Genomic DNA, 21759 nt, shown 5'->3' with positions numbered 1-21759 from the left:
AAAGTAGGTCATCGTCAGGCTCTTACAGCCCTGCCAAACCCCCTTGAATCCTCTAGGTTCAAGGGGGTTTCGCTTTTGCAGAAGCGGAAAGTACGTTCGCCCCTTGTGTGTAGGCGATACCTCGGCCCCAGCATTTATCCTTTGGCGGATATACGCTCGATGAGCTATTGACAAAATGACACCCACCAGGAATACCTAAATGAACCTACAGGATGTTCTCTATTCGCAGGGTTTCGGAACCCGCCGCGTTTGTGCTGGATTGATTCAGCAGGGGTATGTGGAACTGGTCGCCGGCCTTGAGTGCAACGCCTGGGTGGTATGTACCGATCCCTTGGTTGAGTGCAAGCTTGAAGAAGGCTTGCGCTTTCGCGTCCAAGGCGTCGAATGGCCATATTGTGAAAAGGCCTACATCGCTTTGCACAAACCCGACAGCACGGAGTGCTCGCAAAAACCGTCGCGCTACCCTTCCGTGTACACGCTGCTGCCGGCTTGTCTGCGTCAGCGACCGGCTCGCGGCGTGATCCAGGGTGTGCAGGCTGTTGGGCGACTGGACCAGGACACTACGGGATTGCTGCTATTGAGCGACGATGGGCAATTCATTCACCGCATGAGTTCCCCGAAGAAGCATGTCCCCAAGGTTTATCGGGTCACTGCCAAGCATGAAGTTACTGAGCAGCAAATTGAGCGTTTGCTTGAAGGTGTGGTGCTCGATGATGACCCCAAGCCCGTGCGCGCTGCTGCCTGCGTTCTGATCGATAGTTTCTGCATCGATCTGACCTTAACGGAAGGCAAGTACCACCAAGTCAAGCGCATGCTGGCAGCCGTTGGCAACCGCGTCGAAGGCCTGCATCGCCACTCGATTGGACGCTACATGCTTCCTCCAGATCTCGCCCCTGGCCAGTGGCGATGGCTGAGCGAGACAGATCTTGAGTCTTTGCAGTGCACTGCGTGATGGCCGGGCCCAGCTTTACGTCGTGCGGAATCGATAAACGCCGTCCGGCTCGCGAACACGATGGACGACGCCTTCGTGCCAGAGCAGGTGCAGGTGTGCCAAGGCTTCCCCCAGAGCGAAGGACAGCTGCTGCGTATCCAGCTCCCGCCGAAAGAGTTTCGGAAGTAGCTCGCCTGCGGATCGCGCCTTTTCTGTGCACGCGGTGCGTGCGACCGCCAGATGGTCTTGGTGGTGTGCGTGCAACTGCTGGAGCCGCTCGGCCAGTCCGACGAATGGCTTGCCGTGCGAAGGCAGCACCAGCGTTGAATCTGAAAGAGAGTCAAAGCGTTTGAGTGAGGTCAGGAAGAGCTTGAGCGGATCGGCTTCCGGCTCCCCCGCAAACACGCTGATGTTGGTGGAGATGCGCGGCAACACCATGTCGCCGCTGATCAGGATGCCGCGTGCTGCGCAGTGCAGTGCAATATGTTCCGGCGCGTGCCCATAGCCGACAATGCATTCGTAGTGGTGTTCACCGATGCGAATCCGATCGCCGTCCATCAGCCGGTGAAAATGCATGGGCAGTTTCGGGACCAGCGCCGGGTAGTAGCTGCCCCGATCTTTCAGGCGTGCATGGAACTCTGCGTCAGACAAACCGTGCGAACGGTAGAAATCGCTCAGAGACTCGGTGCTCGGGAACAAGGTTCCGGTGCTCGCTGCCAGCGCCGTGTAATAGTCGGTGGCGCTGATCCAGAGCGGTGTGTTCCAGCGCTCGCAGAGCCAGTGCGCCAAGCCCAGGTGATCGGGATGCATGTGCGTCGCGATCACGCGCACGATGGGCAGGCCTTCAAGCGCCGACTCAAAAACAGCTTCCCATTGGGCGCGTGCGGCAGGGATGTCGACACAGCAATCCACCACTGTCCAGCCTTCGATCGGCCCTTGTGGCCCATCGACTGTATCGCGCAGCAACCACAGGTTGATATGGTCCAGCGCAAACGGCAGGCCCATGCGAATCCATTTGATACCGGGCGCCACGTCGATCGCACAACCGGAAGCCGGCAGAGATTCACCGAGGGGGTAGCGCAAGCGCGATTCAGCGTGATTCATGGGGCCTCTTGCGGTAGCATTGACGTTAACGTAACGTAAATGACAGTAAACGGACGATTCTACGGGCCGGTGCACGCGCGTACTGACAAGCGCGCGACCCGGAACGATGCTTGCGAACCATGGCAACCACTTACACCATCAGCGACCTGGCACGCGAATTTGATCTGACGACGCGGGCCATGCGCTTCTACGAAGACATGGGCTTGCTGCAGCCCGAGCGCACCGGGCCTGCGGGCCGCAATCGCATCTACAGTGCCAGGGATCGAACCCGCCTCAAGCTGACCTTGCGCGCCAAGCGGCTTGGACTGTCGCTGACCGAAGCACGCGAGATCATTGACCTCTACGACAGTCCGCGGGACACCGGGGTGCAGCTCGAGAAATTCCTCGCTGTGCTCGCCCAGCATCGCCAGCAACTGGAAGCCCAAATGACCGATCTTCAGGCCAACCTCGACGAGGTCCGAGCGCACGAGAAGGAAGCGCGTAACCTGCTCAAGAAGGTGCAGGCAAAATCCGTGGATAATTGACGTTACGTAACGTCAATTAAAAAATTTGATGCCACACCCTGTTCTCCAGCCCAAGGATCCCTGTTTCTCCGAGCGGGTGCACCAGAGCTTTGCCCTTCAAGGCGCCATGCAGACCTTGGGAGCGCGCCTGCAGCAGGTCACGCCGGGTGCCGTCGATATCGTCTTCGATTGGGCCGCCGCCTTGACGCAGCAGCATGGTTTCGTGCACGCTGGCATGCTCTCGACGGCACTCGATTCGGCCTGCGGCTATGCGGCCTTCAGCCTGATGCCTCCAGATGCGTCGGTCCTGACCATTGAGTTCAAGACCAATCTGTTGGCCCCAGCGCGCGGTGACCGCTTTCGCGTCGAAGGGCGGGTCCTCAAGCCTGGGCGAACCATTACCGTGTGCGAGGGCCGCGCCTTCGCAATCTCTGGGGCAGAGGAAAAACTTGTCGCCACCATGGGCTGCACGCTGATGTGCGTGCAGGGGCGCGCAGGCGTCTCGGGCTGAATCTGCCACTTCCCCCCGCTTTCATTTCAGACATTCATTTCAGACAGGAGATAGCCATGAGTCTTCCCGCGAACCTGCCCGGCCTCAACTTTCAGCTCGGCGACGAAGTCGATTCGCTGCGCGATGCGGTCCGTGACTTTGCCCAGGCCGAGATTGCGCCGCGCGCCACCGAAATCGACCACAGCGACCAGTTCCCCATGGATCTGTGGCGCAAGATGGGCGATCTGGGTGTCCTCGGCATTACCGTGCCGGAAGAGCTTGGCGGCGCTGGCATCGGCTATCTGGCCCATATGGTGGCGATGGAAGAAATCTCGCGTGCCAGCGCTTCCGTGGGGCTGTCCTACGGCGCGCACAGCAACCTGTGCGTCAACCAGATCAACCGCAATGGCAGCGCCGCGCAAAAGGCCAAGTACCTGCCCAAGCTGATCAGTGGCGAGCATGTCGGTGCCCTGGCCATGAGCGAGCCCGGCGCAGGTTCCGACGTGATCAGCATGAAGCTCAAGGCCGAGGACAAGGGCGGCTACTACCTGCTCAACGGCAACAAGATGTGGATCACCAACGGCCCCGACGCCGACACGCTGGTGGTCTATGCCAAGACCGAACCCGAGCTTGGCGCACGTGGCGTCACCGCTTTCCTGATCGAGAAGGGCATGAAAGGCTTTTCGATTGCACAAAAGCTCGACAAGCTCGGCATGCGCGGCAGCCATACGGGGGAACTGGTGTTCCAGAACGTCGAAGTGCCGGCCGACCATGTGCTCGGCGGCGTCAACATGGGCGCCAAGGTGCTGATGAGCGGGCTCGACTACGAACGTGCGGTGCTCACCGGCGGGCCGCTGGGCATCATGCAGTCCGTCATGGACAACGTGATTCCCTACACCCACGACCGCAAGCAGTTTGGCCAGAGCATCGGTGAGTTCCAGCTTATCCAGGGCAAGGTGGCCGACATGTACACCGTGCTCCAGGCCGGTCGCTCGTTTGCCTACACCGTGGCGAAAAATCTGGACATGCTGGGCACCGAACACGTGCGCCAGGTGCGCAAGGACTGCGCCAGTGTCATTCTGTGGTGTGCCGAGAAAGCCACCTGGATGGCAGGCGAGGGGATTCAGATTTTTGGCGGCAACGGCTACATCAACGAGTACCCGCTGGGCCGCCTGTGGCGCGACGCCAAGCTGTATGAGATTGGCGCTGGCACCAGCGAAATCCGCCGTATGCTGATTGGCCGGGAGCTGTTCGCAGAGACCTGCTGATCCAACCTTCGTCCGCCAAGGCACCCTATGACCACCGACACGATTCAAGAACTCTTTGTTCACAACCGCGCCTGGGCGGCCCAAATGGAGCGTGAGCGCCCCGGATTTTTCACGCACCTCATGGCGCAGCAGAAGCCGCGCTACATGTGGATCGGTTGCTCCGACAGCCGCGTACCGGCCAACCAGATCACTGGCCTGGAACCAGGCGAAGTCTTTGTGCATCGCAACATTGCCAATGTGGTGGTGCCCACCGACCTCAACTGCCTCTCGACCATCCAGTTTGCTGTCGATCAGTTGCATGTCGAGCATCTGATGGTGGTCGGCCATTACGGCTGCGGTGGTGTGGGTGCCGCGCTCGAAGACCTCCGCATCGGGCTTTCTGACAACTGGATTCGCCACGTCAAGGATGTGCGCGACCGCCACCGCGATCTGCTGGCCGGCATGGCGCCGCAGTGGCGGCATGACGCGCTCTGCGAGCTCAACGTCATCGAGCAGGTGCTCAACGTGGCACAAACCACGGTGATCCAGGATGCCTGGGCCCGCGGCCAGCAGCTCACCCTCAACGGCTGGTGTTATGGACTCAAGGATGGCCTGATTCATGACCTGCACATCACGGTGAGCGGCAATTCCGGCCTCGACGAGCTTTACCGGGCTGCGGTGGCGGGTGTGATTGCCGACCGGCGCGAGGTGCCGGCGCCGGGTGCGATGGCGCCTGAGGCTTGACGCGTTTGGCAAGGCGCCCTGCGCCTCCGCGCAGAATTGCGCCCGATGCCACCTCTTGCTGCTTGTCCCATGTTCCCACAGCGCCTTGAATCCCCGATTGCCTACAACATCGCGAAGGCGATGCGCGATGGCTTTGACCGCCACTACCGGCTGTTTCGCACCGAGTCGGCCCGTGCCAAGCACCGTTTCGAGACGGCGGACTGGCACGACCAGCAACGCGCCCAGCGCGAGCGCATCGAGTTCTACGATTTGCGGGTGAAGGAATGCGTACGCCGCCTGGAGAAGGAATTTGCTGCTGGCAAACAGCCGATGGAGCTGTGGCATGAAGTCAAGCTGCACTACATCGGGCTCTTGGTGGAGCACCACCAGCCCGAGTTGGCCGAGACGTTCTTCAACTCGGTCACCACCAAGATCCTGCACCGCACGCACTTTCACAACAACTTCATCTTTGTGCGCCCGGCGATGAGCACGGAGTACCTCGAAAACGACGAATTCGAGGGCCGGCCCACCTATTACGCCTACTACCCAACGAAAGACAGCCTGCGCCAGACGCTGGTGACGATTCTCGAAAATTACGGTCTGCAGCGCGAGTTTGCCGACGTGACCACCGACGTGAGCCATGTGGTGCACGCCCTTGAATTGCGCCTGCACAAGGTCAAGCTGCGCGCCAACTTTCAGATTCAGGTGCTCTCCAGCCTGTTTTACCGCAACAAGGGCGCCTACCTGGTGGGCAAGATCATCAACGGCTACAACGAAGTGCCGTTTGCGCTGCCCATTCTGCACAACGAACAAGGCAAGCTCTATATCGACGCCGCGCTGTTTGGCGAAGACGACCTGCAAATGCTTTTTTCGTTCGCGCGGGCCTACTTCATGGTGGATATGGAGATCCCCAGCGCCTACGTGCAGTTTCTGCGCAGCCTCATGCCCAGAAAGCCCCGCGCCGAGCTCTACAACGCGCTTGGGCTGGCCAAGCAGGGCAAGACGCTGTTTTACCGCGACTTTCTTTATCACCTCAAGCATTCCACCGACAAGCTGCGCATTGCGCCCGGCATCAAGGGCATGGTGATGCTGGTGTTCGACCTGCCCTCGTTCCCCTTCGTTTTCAAGCTCATCAAGGACTACTACCCGCCGCAAAAAGACACCACGCGCGAGCAGATTCAAGGCAAGTACCTGCTGGTGAAACAGCACGACCGCGTGGGCCGCATGGCCGATACGCTCGAATACAGCCTGGTGGCGTTTCCGCGCGATCGCTTTGAGGACGAACTGATCGCCGAAATCCAAAAATTTGCCCCCAGCCAGTTGGAAATCAGCGACCGTGACGGCGACGGCAAGCAGGAAGTCATCATCAAGCACCTCTACATCGAGCGGCGCATGATTCCGCTCAACATGTACCTGCAGGAGGCGTTCGACACCGGCATGCAGGACGAGCGCGCCCAGCAGCAGATGGAGCGCAGCGTCATCGACTACGGCAACGCCATCAAAGACCTGGTGGCGGCCAACATCTTCCCCGGCGACATGCTGTGGAAGAACTTTGGCGTCACGCGCAACGGCAAGGTCGTGTTCTACGACTACGACGAAATCGAATACATCACCGACTGCAACTTCCGCCGCGTGCCCGAGCCGCGCAACGAAGAAGAAGAAATGAGCGGCGAGGTCTGGTACACGGTGCGTCCGCACGACGTTTTCCCCGAAACCTTCGGCCCCTTCCTGCTTGGCAACGACGCCGTGCGTGAAGTCTTCATGCGCCACCACGCCGACCTGCTCGGCGTCGAGTTCTGGCAGTCGCACAAGGAGCGCATTCTGGCCGGCCATGTCTACGACGTGTTCCCGTACGACACCAAACGGCGCTTTGGCCAGGCCTACGCCGATTGAATCTGCCCACCCCCGTTTCCATTCAAAGGAGGTTTCCCATGCGTTCATCCATCCAAGACCCCATCGTCATCGTCGGCGCCGCGCGCACCCCCATGGGCGCTTTCCAGGGCGATTTTTCCGGCCTCGCGGCGCACGACCTGGGCGGAGCTGCCATTGCGGCGGCTGTTGAGCGCGCCGGCATTGCGCCGTCTGCCGTGGGCGAAGTGCTGTTTGGCAACTGCCTGATGGCCGGCCAGGGCCAGGCGCCCGCGCGCCAGGCCGCATTCAAGGGCGGCTTGCCCAAGGAGGCCGGCGCCGTGACGCTCAGCAAGATGTGCGGCTCGGGCATGAAGGCGGCGATGTTTGCGCACGACATGCTGCTGGCCGGCACGCACGACGTCATGGTGGCGGGCGGCATGGAGAGCATGACCAACGCCCCCTACCTGCTGCAAAAGGCGCGCGGCGGCTACCGCCTGGGACACGACCGCATCTTTGACCACATGATGCTCGACGGCCTGGAAGACGCCTACGAGCCTGGCCGCTCCATGGGCACCTTTGGCGAAGACTGCGCCGCCAAGTACAGCTTCACGCGCCAGCAGCAGGATGCTTTTGCCACCACCAGCGTCGAGCGCGCCAAGGCCGCCACAGCCTCGGGCGCGTTTGCCGCCGAGATCACGCCCGTCACCGTGAAGGCCCGTGCGGGCGAAGTGGTGGTGTCGGTGGACGAAGGCCCTGGCAAGGTCAAACTCGACAAAATCCCCACGCTCAAGCCTGCTTTCAAGAAGGACGGCACCATCACCGCCGCCTCCAGCTCGTCGATCAACGACGGCGCCGCCGCCCTGGTGCTGATGCGCCAGTCCACCGCCGACCAACTCGGTTGCAAGCCGCTGGCGCGCATCGTCAGCCACGCCACGCACGCGCAGGAGCCCGAGTGGTTTGCCACGGCCCCGCTGGGCGCCACGCAAAAGGCGCTGGCCAAGGCGGGCTGGACGGCCGGCGACGTGGATCTGTGGGAAATCAACGAAGCCTTTGCCGTCGTGCCCATGGCGCTGATGAAAGAGCTGGATCTGCCGCACGACAAAGTCAACGTGAACGGCGGCGCCTGTGCGCTCGGCCACCCGATCGGCGCCAGCGGCGCGCGCATTCTGGTCACGCTGCTGTACGCGCTCAAGGCGCACGGCAAGACCAAGGGCCTGGCCACGCTGTGCATTGGCGGCGGCGAGGCGACGGCCATGGCGGTCGAGCTGGTCTGATACTCAAAAACTCCTGTTTTCGTAGCTCCTTGGGCAATAGGAATAAGCGCTGGAGGCCGATTTGACTAAAAAAATGTTGGGCACGGCATTGGTCATCGGCGCCTCGCGTGGCCTGGGGCTGGAGCTGGTGCGCCAACTGCTGGCCGCCAGTGGCCGCGTCATCGCCACGGTGCGCACCGCCGACGCCCGCGCCGCGCTCCAAGCCCTGGGCGCCGAGGTGCTGACGGTGGACGTGGCCGATCCGGCCAGCGCCAGTGGGCTGGCCTGGCAGCTCGACGGCGAGCGGCTCGATCTGGCGTTCTACGTCGCCGGCGTCATGCGCCGGCCGGGCGCCACCACGCCGCCCACGCAGCAGGATTTCGACGCCGTCATGCACACCAATGTGCTCGGCGCCATGCAGGCCATCCCGCAGGTGGCGCCGCTGGTAGAGGCCGCTGGCGGCGTGTTCGCCTTCATGTCGTCGGGCATGTCGCAAATCGGCAGCGTGCCCGCCAGCAACGCCTGGCTGTACCGCACCAGCAAGGCCGCGCTCAACATGGCGGTGGCGGCGGCCCAGCACGACTACCCGGCCGCCACCCTCGTCACCATCGACCCCGGCTGGGTGCAGACCGATATGGGCGGCGCGGGCGCGCCGCTCACGCCCGAGGAGAGCGTGCGCGGCATGCTCGCCACGCTGGCGAACCTGGCGCCTGCCGACCAGGGCCAGTTGCTGCACCACGACGGCCGCCGCGCCGCGCATTGGTAAAACACTCTCACCCCCAACACTTAGAGACAAGCCCATGCTGCTGACCCAAGACCAGGAAATGATCCGCGACGCGGTGCGCGACTTTGCCCAAAGCGAACTCTGGCCCCACGCCGCCCGCTGGGACCGCGAGCACCACTTCCCCAAAGACGCCCACCAGGGCCTGGCGGCGCTTGGCGCCTACGGCATTTGCGTGCCCGAGGCACTCGGCGGCGCGGGGCTCGACTACCTGTCGCTGGCGCTGGTGCTCGAAGAAATCGCCGCGGGCGATGGCGGCACCAGCACCGTCATCTCGGTCACCAACTGCCCGGTCAACGCCATCCTGCTGCGCTACGGCAACCCCCAGCAGCAGCGCGACTGGCTCACCCCGTTGGCGCGCGGCGAGATGCTGGGCGCCTTCTGCCTCACCGAGCCGCATGTCGGCTCCGACGCCTCGGGCCTGCGCACCACGGCGGTCAGGCAGGGGGATGAATACGTCATTAACGGCGTCAAGCAGTTCATCACCAGCGGCAAGAACGGCGACGTCGCCATCGTGGTGGCCGTTACCGACAAGGGTGCCGGCAAGAAGGGCATGAGCGCCTTCCTGGTGCCCACCAGCGCGCCCGGCTACGTGGTGGCGCGGCTCGAAGACAAGCTCGGCCAGCACAGCAGCGACACGGCGCAAATCAGTTTCGAGAACTGCCGCATTCCGGCCCAAAACCTCATCGGCCAGGAGGGCGAGGGCTACAAGATTGCGCTCGGCGGCCTGGAGGGCGGGCGCATCGGCATCGCCGCGCAAAGCCTGGGCATGGCGCGCAGTGCGTTTGAAGTTGCCTTGAAGTACGCCAAAGAGCGCGAGAGCTTCGGCACCGCCATCTTCAACCACCAGGCCGTGGGCTTTCGCCTGGCCGACTGCGCCACGCAGATCGAGGCCGCGCGCCAGCTCATCTGGCATGCCGCCAGCCTGCGCGACGCTGGCCGGCCGTGCCTGAAGGAAGCCGCCATGGCCAAGCTGTTCGCCAGCGAAATGGCCGAGCGCGTCTGCAGCGCCGCCATCCAGACGCTGGGTGGCTACGGCGTGCTGAACGACTTCCCGGTGGAGCGCATCTACCGCGACGTGCGCGTGTGCCAAATCTACGAAGGCACCAGCGACGTGCAGAAGATCATCATCCAGCGCGCACTGGCCTGAGATGCTCTTGTATTGATAGCTGGTAGCGCTTATCCATGAAGCGCTAGCGGCCAAAACACCTAAAAATCTGAAGAAACTTGCCAGCTTGGCCAGAGGCGGTGGCGCCACGTGCTGCTTGACACCTGGGTGACTCGCACGCGCCTTCGCGCGGGTTGCGCCCGTTGTGCAGGCGGCGGCCTTGTTCCACGATGGTGCTCCCATTTTTCACAGGAGCACCCATGCCCTTCGCGCACGCCAATGGCCAGAAGCTGTACTACGAAGACACCGGCGGCGACGGCCCGGTCATCGTCTTTTCGCACGGCCTGCTCATGGACAGCAGCATGTTTGCGCCGCAGGTGCAGGCCCTGCGCGGCCAGTGGCGCTGCATCAGCTGGGACGAGCGCGGCCACGGGCAGACGGCCGATCCGGCGCGCTGCGACCCGTTCACCTACTACGACTCGGCCGACGATCTGGCGGCGCTGCTGGCGCACCTGGGCGTGCAGCGCGCCGTGCTGGCCGGCATGTCGCAGGGCGGCTACCTCTCGCTGCGCTGCGCGCTGACGCACCCCGAGCTGGTGCGCGCGCTGGTGCTCATCGACACCCAGGCCTTGCAGGAAGACCCCCGGAAAATGGTGGGCCACGAAGCGCTGATGAAAGCCTGGCTGGAGGGCGGCCTGTCGGACGAAATCGCAGCGGTGGTGGCCCACACCATCCTGGGCGAGGACTGGGCGGATGCGCCGGTGTGGCAAGCCAAGTGGCGCCAGTTGACCGCGCCCAACCTGATCCAGTGCTTTACCACCCTGGGCAGCCGCGACGACATCAGCGAGCGGCTCGGTGCCATCACCGTGCCGGCATTGGTGGTGCACGGCTCGGTGGACCATGCGATCGATCTGGCGCGCGCGCAGGCCATGGCGGACGCCTTGCCCCATGCGCGCATGGTGGTGGTGCCCGGCGGCGGGCACGCCAGCAACCTCACGCACCCCGAGCCCGTGAATGCGGCGGTGGCGGCGTTTCTGGAAACGCTGTAGCAGCGCTGACCGGGCCCTGACCGGTGGGCGCTGTGCCGGCAGCGTGGCTACGTCGCGTCCAACGAGCGCTGCGTGGGCCGCAGCACCACGGTGATCTGCCCGTTGACTTCGATGGTGGCACGCGCCACCTCGTGGGCGTGCAGGCAGCCCCCGGCACGCAGGGCGGCGGCCAGGTCGGCGGGGGAAATGCGCTCGCGCTCCATCAGCGCTTCGTCCACTTTGCCATCCTGCACCAGCACGCGGGCGTGGCCGTCGATCAGGCGTTCGAGCCGGCGAAAGCGGAAGGTCAGGTGCGACAGCACCACATGGCAAAAGAGCAGCGTGCTGGCCGAAATCAACCCGCCGATGAGCGAGTTGTCGCCCGCATTCATCGAGTTCTGCACCGCGTTCGACAGGATCAGGAGCAGCACCAGGTCAAACGGGGCGTATTGCCCCGTTTGCCGCTTGCCGGTGGCGCGCAGGAAAATGAGCAGGAAGATGTACACCACGACGCCGCGCACGACAAACTCCCACCAGGGGACAGACAGATTCCACATGCGAGACTCCTACCATTGAAGGCGCCAAGTCTACGTGGGCGCCTGCCTTGCTCCACCTGCCCCTTTCCATGACCTTGCTTGCCCGTGACTCCGCTTCGCCTTGCCCCTGCGGCCGCCTTGACCCGCATGCCCGTGCGCGCCCCTTGGCCTTTGGCCAGTGCTGTGGGCGCTGGCTTGGTGGCGATGCGCCAGCGCCCGATGCCGAGAGCCTCATGCGCTCGCGCTACAGCGCCTTTGTGCGTGAAGATGCGGCGTGGCTGCGGGCCACCTGGCACGCCAGCACCCGGCCCGCAGAACTCGACTTCGAGCCCGGTGCGCGCTGGCTGGGACTGGAGGTGCGGCGCCACTGCCTGATCGATGCCGACCATGCCGAGGTGGAATTCGTCGCCCGCTACCGCGTTGCGGGCCAGGCGGTGCGCTTGCATGAAACCAGCCGCTTTGTGCGCGAAGGCGGGCACTGGTTTTACGTCGATGGGGCGCAGCATGAGCGGGCGAGAAAATGAATGAAAATGCTTTCTAGGGAGCCTCTGCACGAATCGTCGCGCCGTGTGCATCTGCGGCCTCGGGCGATCTGCAGCGTTGCAAATCCTCGCGATAGCTACGGCTATCGCTGCGGTTTGCGCCTTGCAGCTCATCCCGATCCGCAGCGCCCACTTGCCACGCAATTCGTGCAGAGGCTCCCTAGCGCTTTATTCATATGCTTTTATTGCTATTTATTCAGGAGCAATAATGCCATGTATGAGCGTCGCAGCAAGAATCGCCCCAACCGGTTGCGCTAGGCTTGCACCCCACGGGGCTGGCTTCCTGCCGCCCAGCCTTCTCATCTCTCTGGAGCGTCATGCCCGATACCGGATCGCCCCTCACGCCATCCCTAGCGCTGCCCGGTGCGCCGCCACAGGCGCTGGCCACCGTGCGCAACCGCACCTTTGACGAAATCGCCGTGGGCGACAGCGCCAGCATCGAGCGCACGCTCAGCAAAGAGGACATCGAACTGTTTGCGGTGCTCTCCGGCGACGCCAACCCGCAGCACCTGGATGCGGACTTTGCCGCCTCCACGCGCTTTCATGGGGTCATTGCGCAAGGCATGCTGAGCGGCGCGCTGGTATCGGCCGTTCTGGGCACGCGCCTGCCAGGGCCGGGCACCATTTATCTCGGGCAAACGCTCAAGTTCCTCGCGCCCGTGCGCATCGGCGACCGGCTGCGTGTCAGCGTGACCGTGAGCGCGCGCGACGAAGCCAAAAAGCACCTGACACTGGCCTGCACCTGTGTGAACCAGGACGGCACCACGGTGCTTGACGGCGAGGCCGAGGTGCTGGCCCCCACCGAGCGCATTGAACGCCTGCGCACCACGCTGCCCGAAGTGCACATCAGCGTGGGCAACGACGGCATGCGGCAGCTGCTTGAGCATGTGCGTCCACTGGGCAGACTCTGTGTCGCGGTCGTGCACCCGTGCGATGCGCTCAGCCTGGGCGGTGTGCTCGACGCCCGTGCCGCAGGGCTGATCGAGCCGGTGCTGGTGGGCCCGCGCGCGCGCATCGAGGCGGCGGCGCGGGAGAGTGGCCTGGACATTTCCGGCCTGGCCATCGAAGACACGCCGCACAGCCACGCTGCAGCCGCCCGCGCGGTCGAGTTGGTGCTGCAAGGCCGCGTGCAGGCGCTGATGAAAGGCAGCCTGCACACCGACGAGCTGATGGGCGCCGTGGTGGCAAGCCAAGGCGGGCTGCGCACCAAGCGGCGCGTCAGCCACTGCTATCTGATGCAGACGCCGGCCTACCCGCGGCCCTTCATCATCACCGACGCGGCCATCAACATTGCGCCCACGCTGGCCGACAAGGCCGACATCGTGCGCAACGCCATTGACCTGGCGCACGCCATCGGCGTGGCCCAGCCGCGCGTGGCGATTCTGGCCGCCGTGGAAACGGTGAACGCCGCCATGCCCGCCACGCTGGACGCCGCCGCCCTGTGCAAGATGGCCGACCGCGGCCAGATCACCGGCGCCCTGCTCGACGGGCCGCTGGCCTTCGACAACGCCGTCTCCATTGCCGCGGCGCGCACCAAAGGCATCGTCTCCGAAGTGGCGGGCCGCGCCGACATCCTGGTGGTGCCGGACCTGGAAAGCGGCAATATGCTGGCCAAGCAGCTCGAATTTCTGGGCGGCGCAGCCTCGGCCGGCATCGTGCTCGGCGCGCGTGTGCCCATCGTGCTCACCAGCCGCGCCGACGCGCGCGATACGCGGCTGGCTTCGTGCGCCGTGGCGGTGCTGCTGGCGCACCACTACCAGGAGGCGCCCCTGTGAGCGATCTGGTGCTGGTCCTGAACTGCGGCTCGTCGAGCATCAAGTTCGCCCTGTTTGACGCCAGCATTCGACCGCTGCCCCGCACGCCCTTGTGGAACGGCAAGGTGGACGGCATCACCGGTCCTACCCCCACCTTTGGCGAAACCGGTGCCACGCCCGGCCCGGTGGCGCTCGATGCCGCGCAGCCCTACCACGCCGCGCTGGAACACATCCACGCCAGGGTGCTGGCGCGCATGGCGCAGGGCGGGCACCGCATGGCCGCCGTGGCGCACCGTGTGGTGCATGGCGGCGCCAAGTACTTCGACCCGGTGCGCGTGGACGCACAGGTGCTGGCCGACCTGAAGCGCTATATCCCGCTCGCGCCGCTGCACCAGCCCTTTGCGCTCGAAGCCATCGCGGCACTGCTGGAGACGGTGCCCGACTTGCCGCAGGTGGCCTGCTTTGACACGGCGTTTCACCACACGCTGCCCGAGGTGGAAAAGATGCTGCCGCTGTCCTGGGACGCCTGGGAGCGCGGCCTGCGCCGCTACGGCTTTCACGGGTTGTCGTATGAATACCTGTCGATAGCGCTGCCCGAGCGCTGTGGCGATGCGGCACGTGGCCGCACCATCGTGGCGCACCTGGGCAGCGGCGCCAGCCTCTGCGCCATGCAGGGCCTCAAAAGCGTCGCCACCACCATGGGCTTCTCGGCCCTCGACGGCCTGATGATGGGCACGCGCTGCGGCGCACTCGACCCCGGCGCGGTGCTCTACCTGATGGAGATGGAAAAGCTCTCGCTGGAAGAAGTTGGCCATCTGCTGTACCACGGCTCCGGCTTGCTGGGACTTTCCGGTGTGTCGTCCGACCCGCGCGAGCTGCTGGCGCAAGAGGCCGGCAACGCGCGCATAGCCGCCGCGCTGGCGCTGTACGTGCGCCGCATCGTGCGCGAGATCGGCGCCCTGGTGGCCGTGCTGGGCGGCCTCGACATGCTGGTTTTCACCGCCGGCATCGGCGAGCACAATGCCGCCATCCGCGAGCGCGTGTGCGCGGGGCTGGCCTACCTGGGCCTGGCGCTCGACGCTGAGGCCAACGCCCGGAACGCCGATTGCATCTCCAGCGCCGCCAGCCGCATCCCCGTGCAGGTCGAGCGCACCAACGAAGAATGGGTGGCCGCCTGGCACGCCTGCCGGCTGGTGCCTGGGCTGGCGTAGCGACGCAGGCAGTGGGGTCGGACTATTGGGCGCCCCTGCCATCGCCAAGCCGCAGGAGTGTGGCGCGCCCTTTCAAAAATTTAGATGAAAATCGCCTCCAGCGCTTATCCCTATTGCGCAACCAGCTATGAATTTTGAAGCAATCCTGTTCGACTGCGACGGCGTTCTCGTCGACAGCGAGCCCCTCACCAACGGCGTGCTCTGCGCCATGCTGAACGAAGCCGGCTGGGCGATTTCGCCCGAAGCGTGCATGGACACCTTCATCGGCAAAACGGTGCGCAGCGAAGCCGCGCGCATCGAGGCGCACACCGGCCAGCCGCTGACCGACGCCTGGATGGCCGCGTTCTACGCGCGCCGCAATGCCGAGATCGAGCGCCACCTACAGCCCATTGCCGGCGCGGTGGAGGCGGTGCGCGCGCTGCACCGCCTGCTGGGCGGGCGCATCGCCTGCGCCTCGGGCGCCGACCGCTTCAAGGTGGAAATGCAGCTGCGCCAGGTGGGGCTGGCCGAGCTGTTCGGCGGCCATGTGTTCAGCGGCCACGAAATGCCCGCCACCAAGCCCGCGCCCGACGTGTACCTGGCCGCCGCTGCTGCCTTGGGCGTGCCACCGGCGCGCTGCCTGGTGGTGGAAGACACTGTCACCGGCGTCACCGCCGGCGTGGCGGCAGGCGCCACGGTGTGGGGCTACGCGCCCGGAGGCGCCGGCCACGGCAGCGCAGCGGCGCTGCGGGCGGCGGGGGCAAGCGCTATTTTTGCCGATATGGCGTTGCTGCCGCACCTGTGTGGGCCGGTGGGCTGACCCCGGCTGGGTGCCTGGCGCGCATTTTTGCGTCCAGGCTACTGCCCACGCCACTCGCCCGGCGCCATCCCCGTCCACCCCTTGAACGCGCGGATAAAACTCTTCTCGTTCTGAAACCCCGCAGCCAGCGCCACCTGCTTGATCGGGCGCTGGCTGCGCTGCAGCAGGTCGGTGGCGATCTCGCGGCGTACCGTGTCTTTGAGGGTTTGCAGTGACGTGCCCTCGTCCTTCAACTGCCGGTGCAGGGTGCGGGCGGACAGGTTCAGCCGGGCCGCCAGGTCGTCCGCGTTGTGGGCTGCTTGCGGGTCGCTGCGCAGCATCTGGCGCACGCGCGCCAGCAGCAGCCGGTCGCGGCGGTACTGCAGCACCGTCAAGGGCAGGGCGCGCTCCAGCATGGTCTGCAGCGCGGCCTCGTCGCGGCGCAGGGGCAGGGCGAGGTAGCGGGCGTCGAAGCTGATGTGGGTCGGGGCAGCAGAAAAGCGCGCCGGGGCGCTGAACAGCACGGCGTAGGCGTCGGCATGGGGCGGAGCGTCAAAGGCGAAGGCAGCGTCCAGCAGCGGAATGCGCGAATCCACCAGCCAGCAGGCCACGCCCAGGGCATTGCGCAGCAGCGAGACATGGCAGAACTCGCGCAGTGCGCCCAGGTCGCGTGCCTCGTGCAGGGTGAGGTGGGCCACGTCGCCTTGCACCGCCCACTCCAGCCGCACATCCTGCGTCAGCAGGCCATGGTGGCGGCACCAGCGCGCCATCGCCAGGCCCAGGTGCGGCGCGGTGATGGAGGCGCGTGCCAGCATGCCGTAGCTGCCCCAGGGCAGGGGGCGGCTGAACCAGCCCAGGGCCTCGTCGTCCAGTTCGCGCATGGCGGCCTCGGACAGACGCTCCATCTGCAGGGCGGTGATCCGGCCGTCCGGGCGCGCCAGCAGGGCCGGCGCAATCTGCGCCTGGGCCAGGGCCTGCGCCGGGTCGAGGCCGCGCAGCGCATAGGCGTGCGCGATGGCGCGGACGAAGGCCGCCGGGGTTTCTGCGCGCGCGCTGGCGGGTGCCGGGTTGGTGGCGGTGGAGGTTGGCGTGCTCATTGCCCAAGTGTGCCGCGTGCGTGGCACGATTTGCAACCATTGTGGCAAGCAAGGTGGCGCCGTCGCTTTTATCCTGTACGGTTCGTGGGCCGCGCAGCGCAGACCCGCAGCACAAGGAGACACCGCAGATGCAGCCCCAAAACGCTTCCCCGCTGATCCAAAGCCAAGCCACCGGCGCCACCGAGCCGCCGCTGATCGAGCAGACCATTGGCGCTTTCTTCAACACCATGGTGCAGCGCCAGCCGGGCAACGAGGCGTTGGTCAGCTGCCACCAGGGGCAGCGCTACACCTATGCCGAGCTGCAGCGCGAGGCGCGCCAGCTCGCCAGCGCGCTGCTGCGCCAGGGCCTGGTGCCGGGCGACCGGGTGGGCATCTGGTCGCACAACAACGCCGAATGGGTGCTGATGCAGCTCGCTACCGCCGAAGTCGGGCTGGTGCTGGTCAACATCAACCCGGCTTACCGCACGGCCGAGGTGGAATACGCGCTCAACAAGGTGGGCTGCCGCCTGCTGGTGACCATGGCGCGCTTCAAGACCAGCGACTACCTGGGCATGCTGCGCGAGCTGGCGCCCGAGTGGGCGCACGGCCAGCCGGGCGAGCTGGTGGCCCAGCGCCTGCCGCATCTCTCGACCGTGGTGTGGATCGACGCCCCCGGCAAGGAGCCTGCTTCGGGCGCCAATGAACCCGGCCTGCTGCGCTTTTCTGACTTTTTGGCGCGCGGCGATGCAGAGGACCCGCGCATTGCCCAGGTGGCGCGCAAGCTCAAGGCCACCGACCCGATCAACATCCAGTTCACCAGCGGCACCACAGGGTTCCCCAAGGGCGCGACGCTGACGCACCGCAACATTCTGAACAACGGCCTGTTCATCGGCGAATGCATGCGGCTGACCCCTGCCGACCGGCTGTGCATTCCCGTGCCGCTGTACCACTGCTTTGGCATGGTGCTGGGGAACCTCGCGTGCTTTACGCACGGCGCTGCCATCGTCTACCCGAACGACGGCTTCGAGCCGCTCTCAGTCCTGCAGGCGGTGCAGGACGAAAAATGCACCGGTCTGCACGGTGTGCCCACCATGTTCATTGCCGAGCTGGACCACCCGCGTTTTGCCGAGTTTGACCTCTCGACGCTGCGCACCGGCATCATGGCTGGCTCGCCCTGCCCGACCGAGGTGATGAAGCGCGTGGTGCGGGACATGCACCTGTCCGAAATCACCATTGCCTACGGCATGACCGAAACCAGTCCGGTGAGCTGCCAGAGCAGCACCGACACGCCGCTGGAGAAGCGCGTCTCCACCGTGGGCCGGGTGCAGCCGCACCTCGAAATCAAGATCATCGATGCCGAGACCGGCGCGGTGGTGCCCGTGGGCGAGCGCGGTGAGTTCTGCACGCGCGGCTATTCCGTCATGCATGGCTACTGGGGCGACGAGGAAAAAACGCGCGAAGCCATTGATGCCGACGGCTGGATGCACACCGGCGACCTCGCCACCATGGACGCCGAGGGCTACGTCAACATCGTCGGCCGCATCAAGGACATGGTGATCCGCGGTGGCGAGAACGTGTACCCGCGCGAGATCGAAGAGTTTCTGTACCGCATGCCCCAGATTCAGGACGTGCAGGTCATCGGCGTGCCCGACCTGCGCTATGGCGAAGAGCTGTGCGCCTGGATCATCGCCAAGCCCGGCACCGCGCCGACCGAGGACGACATCCGCGCCTTTTGCAAAGGCCAGATCGCGCACTACAAGGTGCCGCGCTACATCCGTTTCGTGAGCGAATTTCCCATGACGGTGACCGGCAAGATCCAGAAATTCCGCATGCGCGAAGCCACCATCGAGGCGCTGGGCCTGACCGAGCAAAAAACCGCCTGACCTGCAGCGCCGCCACCCCCTACACCGGATTCCCATGCCCAAACTCAACACCCAACTCAACGCCCGCTCGGCCGACTTCCAGACCAACGCCACTGCCATGCGTGCGCTGGTGGACGACCTGGCCGCGCAGATCGCCAAGGTTTTTGAAGGCGGCGGCGAGGCAGCCCGCGCCAAGCACCTGGCGCGCGGCAAACTGCTGCCGCGTGACCGTGTGCAGATGCTGCTGGACCCCGGTACGCCGTTTCTTGAGGTCGCACCACTCGCCGCGCTCAACATGTACGGCAACGCAGCCCCCGGCGCGGGCCTGATTGCCGGCATCGGGCGCGTCAGCGGGGTCGACTGCATGGTGGTCTGCAACGACGCCACGGTGAAGGGCGGCACCTACTACCCGCTGACCGTCAAGAAGCACCTGCGCGCGCAGGAGATCGCGCAGCAGAACCATCTGCCCTGTATTTACCTTGTGGATTCCGGCGGCGCCAACCTGCCCAACCAGGACGACGTCTTCCCCGACCGCGACCACTTCGGGCGCATCTTCTTCAACCAGGCGACCATGAGCGCGCAGGGCATCGCGCAGATCGCCGTGGTCATGGGGTCTTGCACGGCGGGCGGCGCCTACGTGCCGGCCATGAGCGATGAATCCATCATCGTCAAGAACCAGGGCACCATCTTCCTGGGCGGCCCGCCGCTGGTGAAGGCGGCCACGGGCGAGGTCGTCACGGCCGAAGACCTGGGCGGTGGCGACGTGCACACGCGCCTGTCGGGCGTGGCCGACCACCTGGCGCAGAACGACCTGCACGCGCTCAAGCTGGCGCGCATGGCGGTCAAGAATTTGAATAAAAACAAGGCTCAAGCGCTTGCTGACACTGCGCCAGTAGCTCCTCTTTTTGAAGCAAAAGAGCTCTACGGCGTGATTCCGGTGGACACCCGCAAGCCCTTTGATGTGCGCGAAATCATCGCCCGCATCGTCGACGGCAGCGAGTTCGATGAATTCAAGGCGCGCTACGGCACCACGGTGGTCACGGGTTTCGCGCGCATCGAGGGCATGCAGGTCGGCATCATCGCCAACAACGGCATTTTGTTTTCCGAGTCCGCCCTCAAGGCCACGCACTTCATCGAGCTGTGCTGCCAGCGCAAGGTGCCGCTGGTGTTTTTGCAGAACATCACCGGCTTCATGGTGGGCCGCAAGTACGAGAACGAAGGCATCGCCCGCAACGGCGCCAAGATGGTCACGGCCGTGGCGACGGCCAGCGTGCCCAAATTCACCATCATCATTGGCGGCAGCTTTGGCGCCGGCAACTACGGCATGTGCGGCCGCGCCTTCTCGCCGCGCTTTTTGTGGATGTGGCCCAACGCGCGCATCAGCGTCATGGGCGGCGACCAGGCCGCTGGCGTGCTGGCAACGGTCAAGCGCGACGGCATCGAGCTCAAGGGCGGCCAGTGGAGCATCGAGGAAGAAGAAGCCTTCAAAGCCCCCATCCGCCGCCAGTACGAAGACCAGGGCCACCCCTACTACGCCACGGCGCGCCTGTGGGACGACGGCGTGATCGACCCGGCCGACACGCGCCGCGTGCTGGCGCTGGGGCTGGCGGCTGCGCGCAACGCACCGATTGAAGACACGAAGTTCGGTTTGTTCCGCATGTGAGCCGACGCGTCGCCATGCATCCTCTCGCCCACTTTCAGACGCTCGCACGCTATAACGTGTGGGCCACGGCGCGTCTATTGGAGTCGGTGGCGGCTGTTTCGGATGGCGCCTACCGGCGCGACGTCGGGCTGTTCTTCAAAAGCATCCACGGCACGCTCAACCACCTGCTGGTGGGTGAGCATCTGCTGTGGTTCCGCCGCTTTGCCGAAGGTATCTCGCCCAAGGTGGCGCTGGACGCCGAGGTCGAGCCCGGTCGCGTGGCGCTGGCGGAGCGCCTGCAGGCGGGCGCCACCTGCTGGGCGCCGCTGATTGCCAGTTGGCCCGAGCAACGCTTTGCCGGCACGCTGGACTACACCACCATGCGTGGCACGCCCGCATCGTTGCCCTTTGCCGCCACGCTGGCGCACGTGTTCAACCACGGCACGCACCACCGCGGCCAGATCACCGCGGCGCTGACCGCGTTGGGCCAGCCTTGCCCGGAACTTGATCTGGTTTATTTCCTGCAAACCGAAGCCACCGCACCATGAGCCACCTGCAGACCACCTACGAGGGCGCTGTTGCCCGCATCACGCTCACCCAGCCCGAGGTGCGCAACGCCTTCAGCGACGAAGTGATTGCCGACATCACCGCTGCCTTCACCGAGGTGGGCCGCCGCGCCGAGGTGCGCGCCGTGGTGCTGGCCGCCGAGGGCCCGGCGTTTTGCGCCGGCGCCAATCTGAACTGGATGCGGCGCATGGCCGACTACACGCGCGAAGAAAACCTGGCCGACGCCGCCAAGCTGGCCGAAATGCTGCGTGTCATCTACGAGTGCCCCAAGCCGACCGTCGCCCGCGTGCAGGGCGATGTGTATGCCGGTGGCATGGGCCTGGTGGCGGCGTGCGACATGGCCGTCTGCGTGGACAGCGCAGGCTTTTGCCTGAGCGAAGTCAAGCTTGGCCTGATCCCCGCCACCATCAGCCCCTACGTGGTCCGCGCCATGGGCGCGCGCGCCGCGCACCGCTACTTTCTGACGGCAGAGCGCTTTGGCGCAGCGGAGGCGCTGCGCATCGGTTTTGTGCACGAGGTGGTGGCGGCCGATCAGCTCGATGCCAAGGTGGGCGAACTGCTCAAGGCGCTCACCAGCGCCAGCCCGAACGCCGTGTGCGCCTGCAAACGTCTGGTGATCGACGTCGCGCAGCAGCAGATCGACGCTCAGCTCATCGCCGTTACGGTCGAAGGTATTGCCGATATTCGCGCCAGCGCCGAGGGCAAAGAGGGCGTGCAGTCCTTCCTGCAAAAGCGCAAACCGTCATGGCTTGCTGGACCAGGCACATAAAGA

General features: G+C 65.1%; 21 protein-coding genes. 18 read left to right on the top strand and 3 right to left on the bottom strand.

Annotation, left to right across the window (positions count from 1 at the left end; genetic code table 11):
* Positions 1 to 199 precede the first annotated feature (199 nt).
* Positions 200 to 952 (top strand): 16S rRNA pseudouridine(516) synthase, encoded by a 753-nt coding sequence (locus AC07ZH_RS11270; RefSeq protein ID WP_119110301.1) that lies wholly within the window; start codon positions 200 to 202, stop codon positions 950 to 952.
* Between the two features lie 15 nt (positions 953 to 967).
* Here AC07ZH_RS11270 and AC07ZH_RS11265 read toward each other — a convergent pair whose 3' ends face one another.
* Positions 968 to 2035 carry an MBL fold metallo-hydrolase gene (locus tag AC07ZH_RS11265; RefSeq protein ID WP_495199805.1) on the bottom strand — a complete coding sequence of 356 codons (1068 nt, stop codon included), beginning with the start codon at positions 2033 to 2035 and terminating at the stop codon, positions 968 to 970.
* A 119-nt stretch (positions 2036 to 2154) separates the two neighbouring features.
* On the opposite strand from AC07ZH_RS11265, the gene AC07ZH_RS11260 reads away from it, so the two are divergent.
* From AC07ZH_RS11260 to AC07ZH_RS11220, 9 genes are all read left to right on the top strand, one after another.
* Complete coding sequence (locus tag AC07ZH_RS11260; protein WP_119110303.1) at positions 2155 to 2559, top strand: MerR family transcriptional regulator; 405 nt, start codon at positions 2155 to 2157, stop codon at positions 2557 to 2559.
* Between the two features lie 28 nt (positions 2560 to 2587).
* Positions 2588 to 3049 (top strand): PaaI family thioesterase, encoded by a 462-nt coding sequence (locus tag AC07ZH_RS11255; protein ID WP_495199804.1) that lies wholly within the window; start codon positions 2588 to 2590, stop codon positions 3047 to 3049.
* Between the two features lie 56 nt (positions 3050 to 3105).
* Positions 3106 to 4296: an isovaleryl-CoA dehydrogenase gene (locus tag AC07ZH_RS11250; RefSeq protein ID WP_495199803.1), complete on the top strand. Its 1191-nt coding sequence runs from the start codon at positions 3106 to 3108 to the stop codon at positions 4294 to 4296.
* A 27-nt stretch (positions 4297 to 4323) separates the two neighbouring features.
* Positions 4324 to 5019: a carbonate dehydratase gene (gene can, locus AC07ZH_RS11245; protein ID WP_119110306.1), complete on the top strand. Its 696-nt coding sequence runs from the start codon at positions 4324 to 4326 to the stop codon at positions 5017 to 5019.
* Positions 5020 to 5088: 69 nt separating this feature from the next.
* Positions 5089 to 6891, top strand: a complete 1803-nt coding sequence (gene aceK, locus AC07ZH_RS11240) for a bifunctional isocitrate dehydrogenase kinase/phosphatase (RefSeq protein ID WP_495199802.1) — start codon at positions 5089 to 5091, stop codon at positions 6889 to 6891.
* A 38-nt stretch (positions 6892 to 6929) separates the two neighbouring features.
* Positions 6930 to 8123, top strand: a complete 1194-nt coding sequence (locus tag AC07ZH_RS11235; protein ID WP_495199801.1) for an acetyl-CoA C-acyltransferase — start codon at positions 6930 to 6932, stop codon at positions 8121 to 8123.
* Between the two features lie 76 nt (positions 8124 to 8199).
* Entirely contained in the window at positions 8200 to 8868 is a 669-nt protein-coding gene (locus AC07ZH_RS11230; RefSeq protein ID WP_495199806.1) for an SDR family oxidoreductase, read from the top strand.
* A 34-nt stretch (positions 8869 to 8902) separates the two neighbouring features.
* Positions 8903 to 10033: an acyl-CoA dehydrogenase family protein gene (locus tag AC07ZH_RS11225; RefSeq protein ID WP_495199800.1), complete on the top strand. Its 1131-nt coding sequence runs from the start codon at positions 8903 to 8905 to the stop codon at positions 10031 to 10033.
* Between the two features lie 218 nt (positions 10034 to 10251).
* Positions 10252 to 11040, top strand: a complete 789-nt coding sequence (locus AC07ZH_RS11220; RefSeq protein WP_495199799.1) for an alpha/beta fold hydrolase — start codon at positions 10252 to 10254, stop codon at positions 11038 to 11040.
* Between the two features lie 47 nt (positions 11041 to 11087).
* Here AC07ZH_RS11220 and AC07ZH_RS11215 read toward each other — a convergent pair whose 3' ends face one another.
* Positions 11088 to 11576: a DUF421 domain-containing protein gene (locus AC07ZH_RS11215; protein ID WP_119110312.1), complete on the bottom strand. Its 489-nt coding sequence runs from the start codon at positions 11574 to 11576 to the stop codon at positions 11088 to 11090.
* A gap of 68 nt (positions 11577 to 11644) precedes the next feature.
* Between AC07ZH_RS11215 and AC07ZH_RS11210 the strand changes: the two genes are divergently transcribed.
* From AC07ZH_RS11210 to AC07ZH_RS11195, 4 genes are all read left to right on the top strand, one after another.
* The gene (locus tag AC07ZH_RS11210; protein WP_495199798.1) at positions 11645 to 12079 is read left to right on the top strand and encodes a YchJ family protein; all 435 of its coding nucleotides are present in this window, start codon (positions 11645 to 11647) and stop codon (positions 12077 to 12079) included.
* A 335-nt stretch (positions 12080 to 12414) separates the two neighbouring features.
* The gene (locus tag AC07ZH_RS11205) at positions 12415 to 13872 is read left to right on the top strand and encodes a bifunctional enoyl-CoA hydratase/phosphate acetyltransferase (protein ID WP_495199797.1); all 1458 of its coding nucleotides are present in this window, start codon (positions 12415 to 12417) and stop codon (positions 13870 to 13872) included.
* Positions 13869 to 15062, top strand: a complete 1194-nt coding sequence (locus AC07ZH_RS11200) for an acetate/propionate family kinase (RefSeq protein ID WP_495199796.1) — start codon at positions 13869 to 13871, stop codon at positions 15060 to 15062. Before AC07ZH_RS11205 ends, AC07ZH_RS11200 begins: the two co-directional genes overlap by 4 nt.
* Before the next feature lie 127 nt (positions 15063 to 15189).
* A complete protein-coding gene (locus AC07ZH_RS11195; protein WP_495199795.1) occupies positions 15190 to 15861 on the top strand; it encodes an HAD family hydrolase in 672 nt (223 codons plus the stop codon).
* A gap of 38 nt (positions 15862 to 15899) precedes the next feature.
* Here AC07ZH_RS11195 and AC07ZH_RS11190 read toward each other — a convergent pair whose 3' ends face one another.
* Positions 15900 to 16937, bottom strand: coding sequence for an AraC family transcriptional regulator (locus tag AC07ZH_RS11190; RefSeq protein WP_495199794.1), 1038 nt, complete (start codon positions 16935 to 16937; stop codon positions 15900 to 15902).
* 128 nt (positions 16938 to 17065) lie between these two features.
* Here AC07ZH_RS11190 and AC07ZH_RS11185 point away from each other — a divergent pair, with 128 nt between their 5' ends.
* Genes AC07ZH_RS11185 through AC07ZH_RS11170 form a run of 4 tightly spaced genes read left to right on the top strand, consistent with a single transcriptional unit; the run spans position 17066 to position 21756 of the window.
* Entirely contained in the window at positions 17066 to 18799 is a 1734-nt protein-coding gene (locus AC07ZH_RS11185; RefSeq protein ID WP_495199793.1) for an AMP-binding protein, read from the top strand.
* A gap of 34 nt (positions 18800 to 18833) precedes the next feature.
* Positions 18834 to 20441, top strand: a complete 1608-nt coding sequence (locus AC07ZH_RS11180) for a carboxyl transferase domain-containing protein (protein ID WP_495199792.1) — start codon at positions 18834 to 18836, stop codon at positions 20439 to 20441.
* A gap of 14 nt (positions 20442 to 20455) precedes the next feature.
* Positions 20456 to 20968, top strand: a complete 513-nt coding sequence (locus tag AC07ZH_RS11175; RefSeq protein WP_495199791.1) for a DinB family protein — start codon at positions 20456 to 20458, stop codon at positions 20966 to 20968.
* Positions 20965 to 21756 (top strand): enoyl-CoA hydratase/isomerase family protein, encoded by a 792-nt coding sequence (locus AC07ZH_RS11170; protein ID WP_495199790.1) that lies wholly within the window; start codon positions 20965 to 20967, stop codon positions 21754 to 21756. The genes AC07ZH_RS11175 and AC07ZH_RS11170 overlap by 4 nt, the downstream gene beginning before the upstream one ends.
* Positions 21757 to 21759: the final 3 nt, after the last annotated feature.

Source organism: Simplicispira sp. GW247-4R2A (assembly GCF_059424465.1).
Note: the sequence above shows the minus strand (reverse complement) of the source record. Positions and strands in the feature narration are given on the sequence as shown.

Coding starts and splice junctions, on each gene's coding strand:
- AC07ZH_RS11270 (WP_119110301.1), top strand. CDS start 200: ATGAACCTACAGGATGTTCTCTATTCGCAGGGTTTCGGAACCCGCCGC.
- AC07ZH_RS11265 (WP_495199805.1), bottom strand. CDS start 2,035: ATGAATCACGCTGAATCGCGCTTGCGCTACCCCCTCGGTGAATCTCTG.
- AC07ZH_RS11260 (WP_119110303.1), top strand. CDS start 2,155: ATGGCAACCACTTACACCATCAGCGACCTGGCACGCGAATTTGATCTG.
- AC07ZH_RS11255 (WP_495199804.1), top strand. CDS start 2,588: ATGCCACACCCTGTTCTCCAGCCCAAGGATCCCTGTTTCTCCGAGCGG.
- AC07ZH_RS11250 (WP_495199803.1), top strand. CDS start 3,106: ATGAGTCTTCCCGCGAACCTGCCCGGCCTCAACTTTCAGCTCGGCGAC.
- can (WP_119110306.1), top strand. CDS start 4,324: ATGACCACCGACACGATTCAAGAACTCTTTGTTCACAACCGCGCCTGG.
- aceK (WP_495199802.1), top strand. CDS start 5,089: ATGTTCCCACAGCGCCTTGAATCCCCGATTGCCTACAACATCGCGAAG.
- AC07ZH_RS11235 (WP_495199801.1), top strand. CDS start 6,930: ATGCGTTCATCCATCCAAGACCCCATCGTCATCGTCGGCGCCGCGCGC.
- AC07ZH_RS11225 (WP_495199800.1), top strand. CDS start 8,903: ATGCTGCTGACCCAAGACCAGGAAATGATCCGCGACGCGGTGCGCGAC.
- AC07ZH_RS11220 (WP_495199799.1), top strand. CDS start 10,252: ATGCCCTTCGCGCACGCCAATGGCCAGAAGCTGTACTACGAAGACACC.
- AC07ZH_RS11215 (WP_119110312.1), bottom strand. CDS start 11,576: ATGTGGAATCTGTCTGTCCCCTGGTGGGAGTTTGTCGTGCGCGGCGTC.
- AC07ZH_RS11210 (WP_495199798.1), top strand. CDS start 11,645: ATGACCTTGCTTGCCCGTGACTCCGCTTCGCCTTGCCCCTGCGGCCGC.
- AC07ZH_RS11205 (WP_495199797.1), top strand. CDS start 12,415: ATGCCCGATACCGGATCGCCCCTCACGCCATCCCTAGCGCTGCCCGGT.
- AC07ZH_RS11195 (WP_495199795.1), top strand. CDS start 15,190: ATGAATTTTGAAGCAATCCTGTTCGACTGCGACGGCGTTCTCGTCGAC.
- AC07ZH_RS11190 (WP_495199794.1), bottom strand. CDS start 16,937: ATGAGCACGCCAACCTCCACCGCCACCAACCCGGCACCCGCCAGCGCG.
- AC07ZH_RS11185 (WP_495199793.1), top strand. CDS start 17,066: ATGCAGCCCCAAAACGCTTCCCCGCTGATCCAAAGCCAAGCCACCGGC.
- AC07ZH_RS11180 (WP_495199792.1), top strand. CDS start 18,834: ATGCCCAAACTCAACACCCAACTCAACGCCCGCTCGGCCGACTTCCAG.
- AC07ZH_RS11175 (WP_495199791.1), top strand. CDS start 20,456: ATGCATCCTCTCGCCCACTTTCAGACGCTCGCACGCTATAACGTGTGG.
- AC07ZH_RS11170 (WP_495199790.1), top strand. CDS start 20,965: ATGAGCCACCTGCAGACCACCTACGAGGGCGCTGTTGCCCGCATCACG.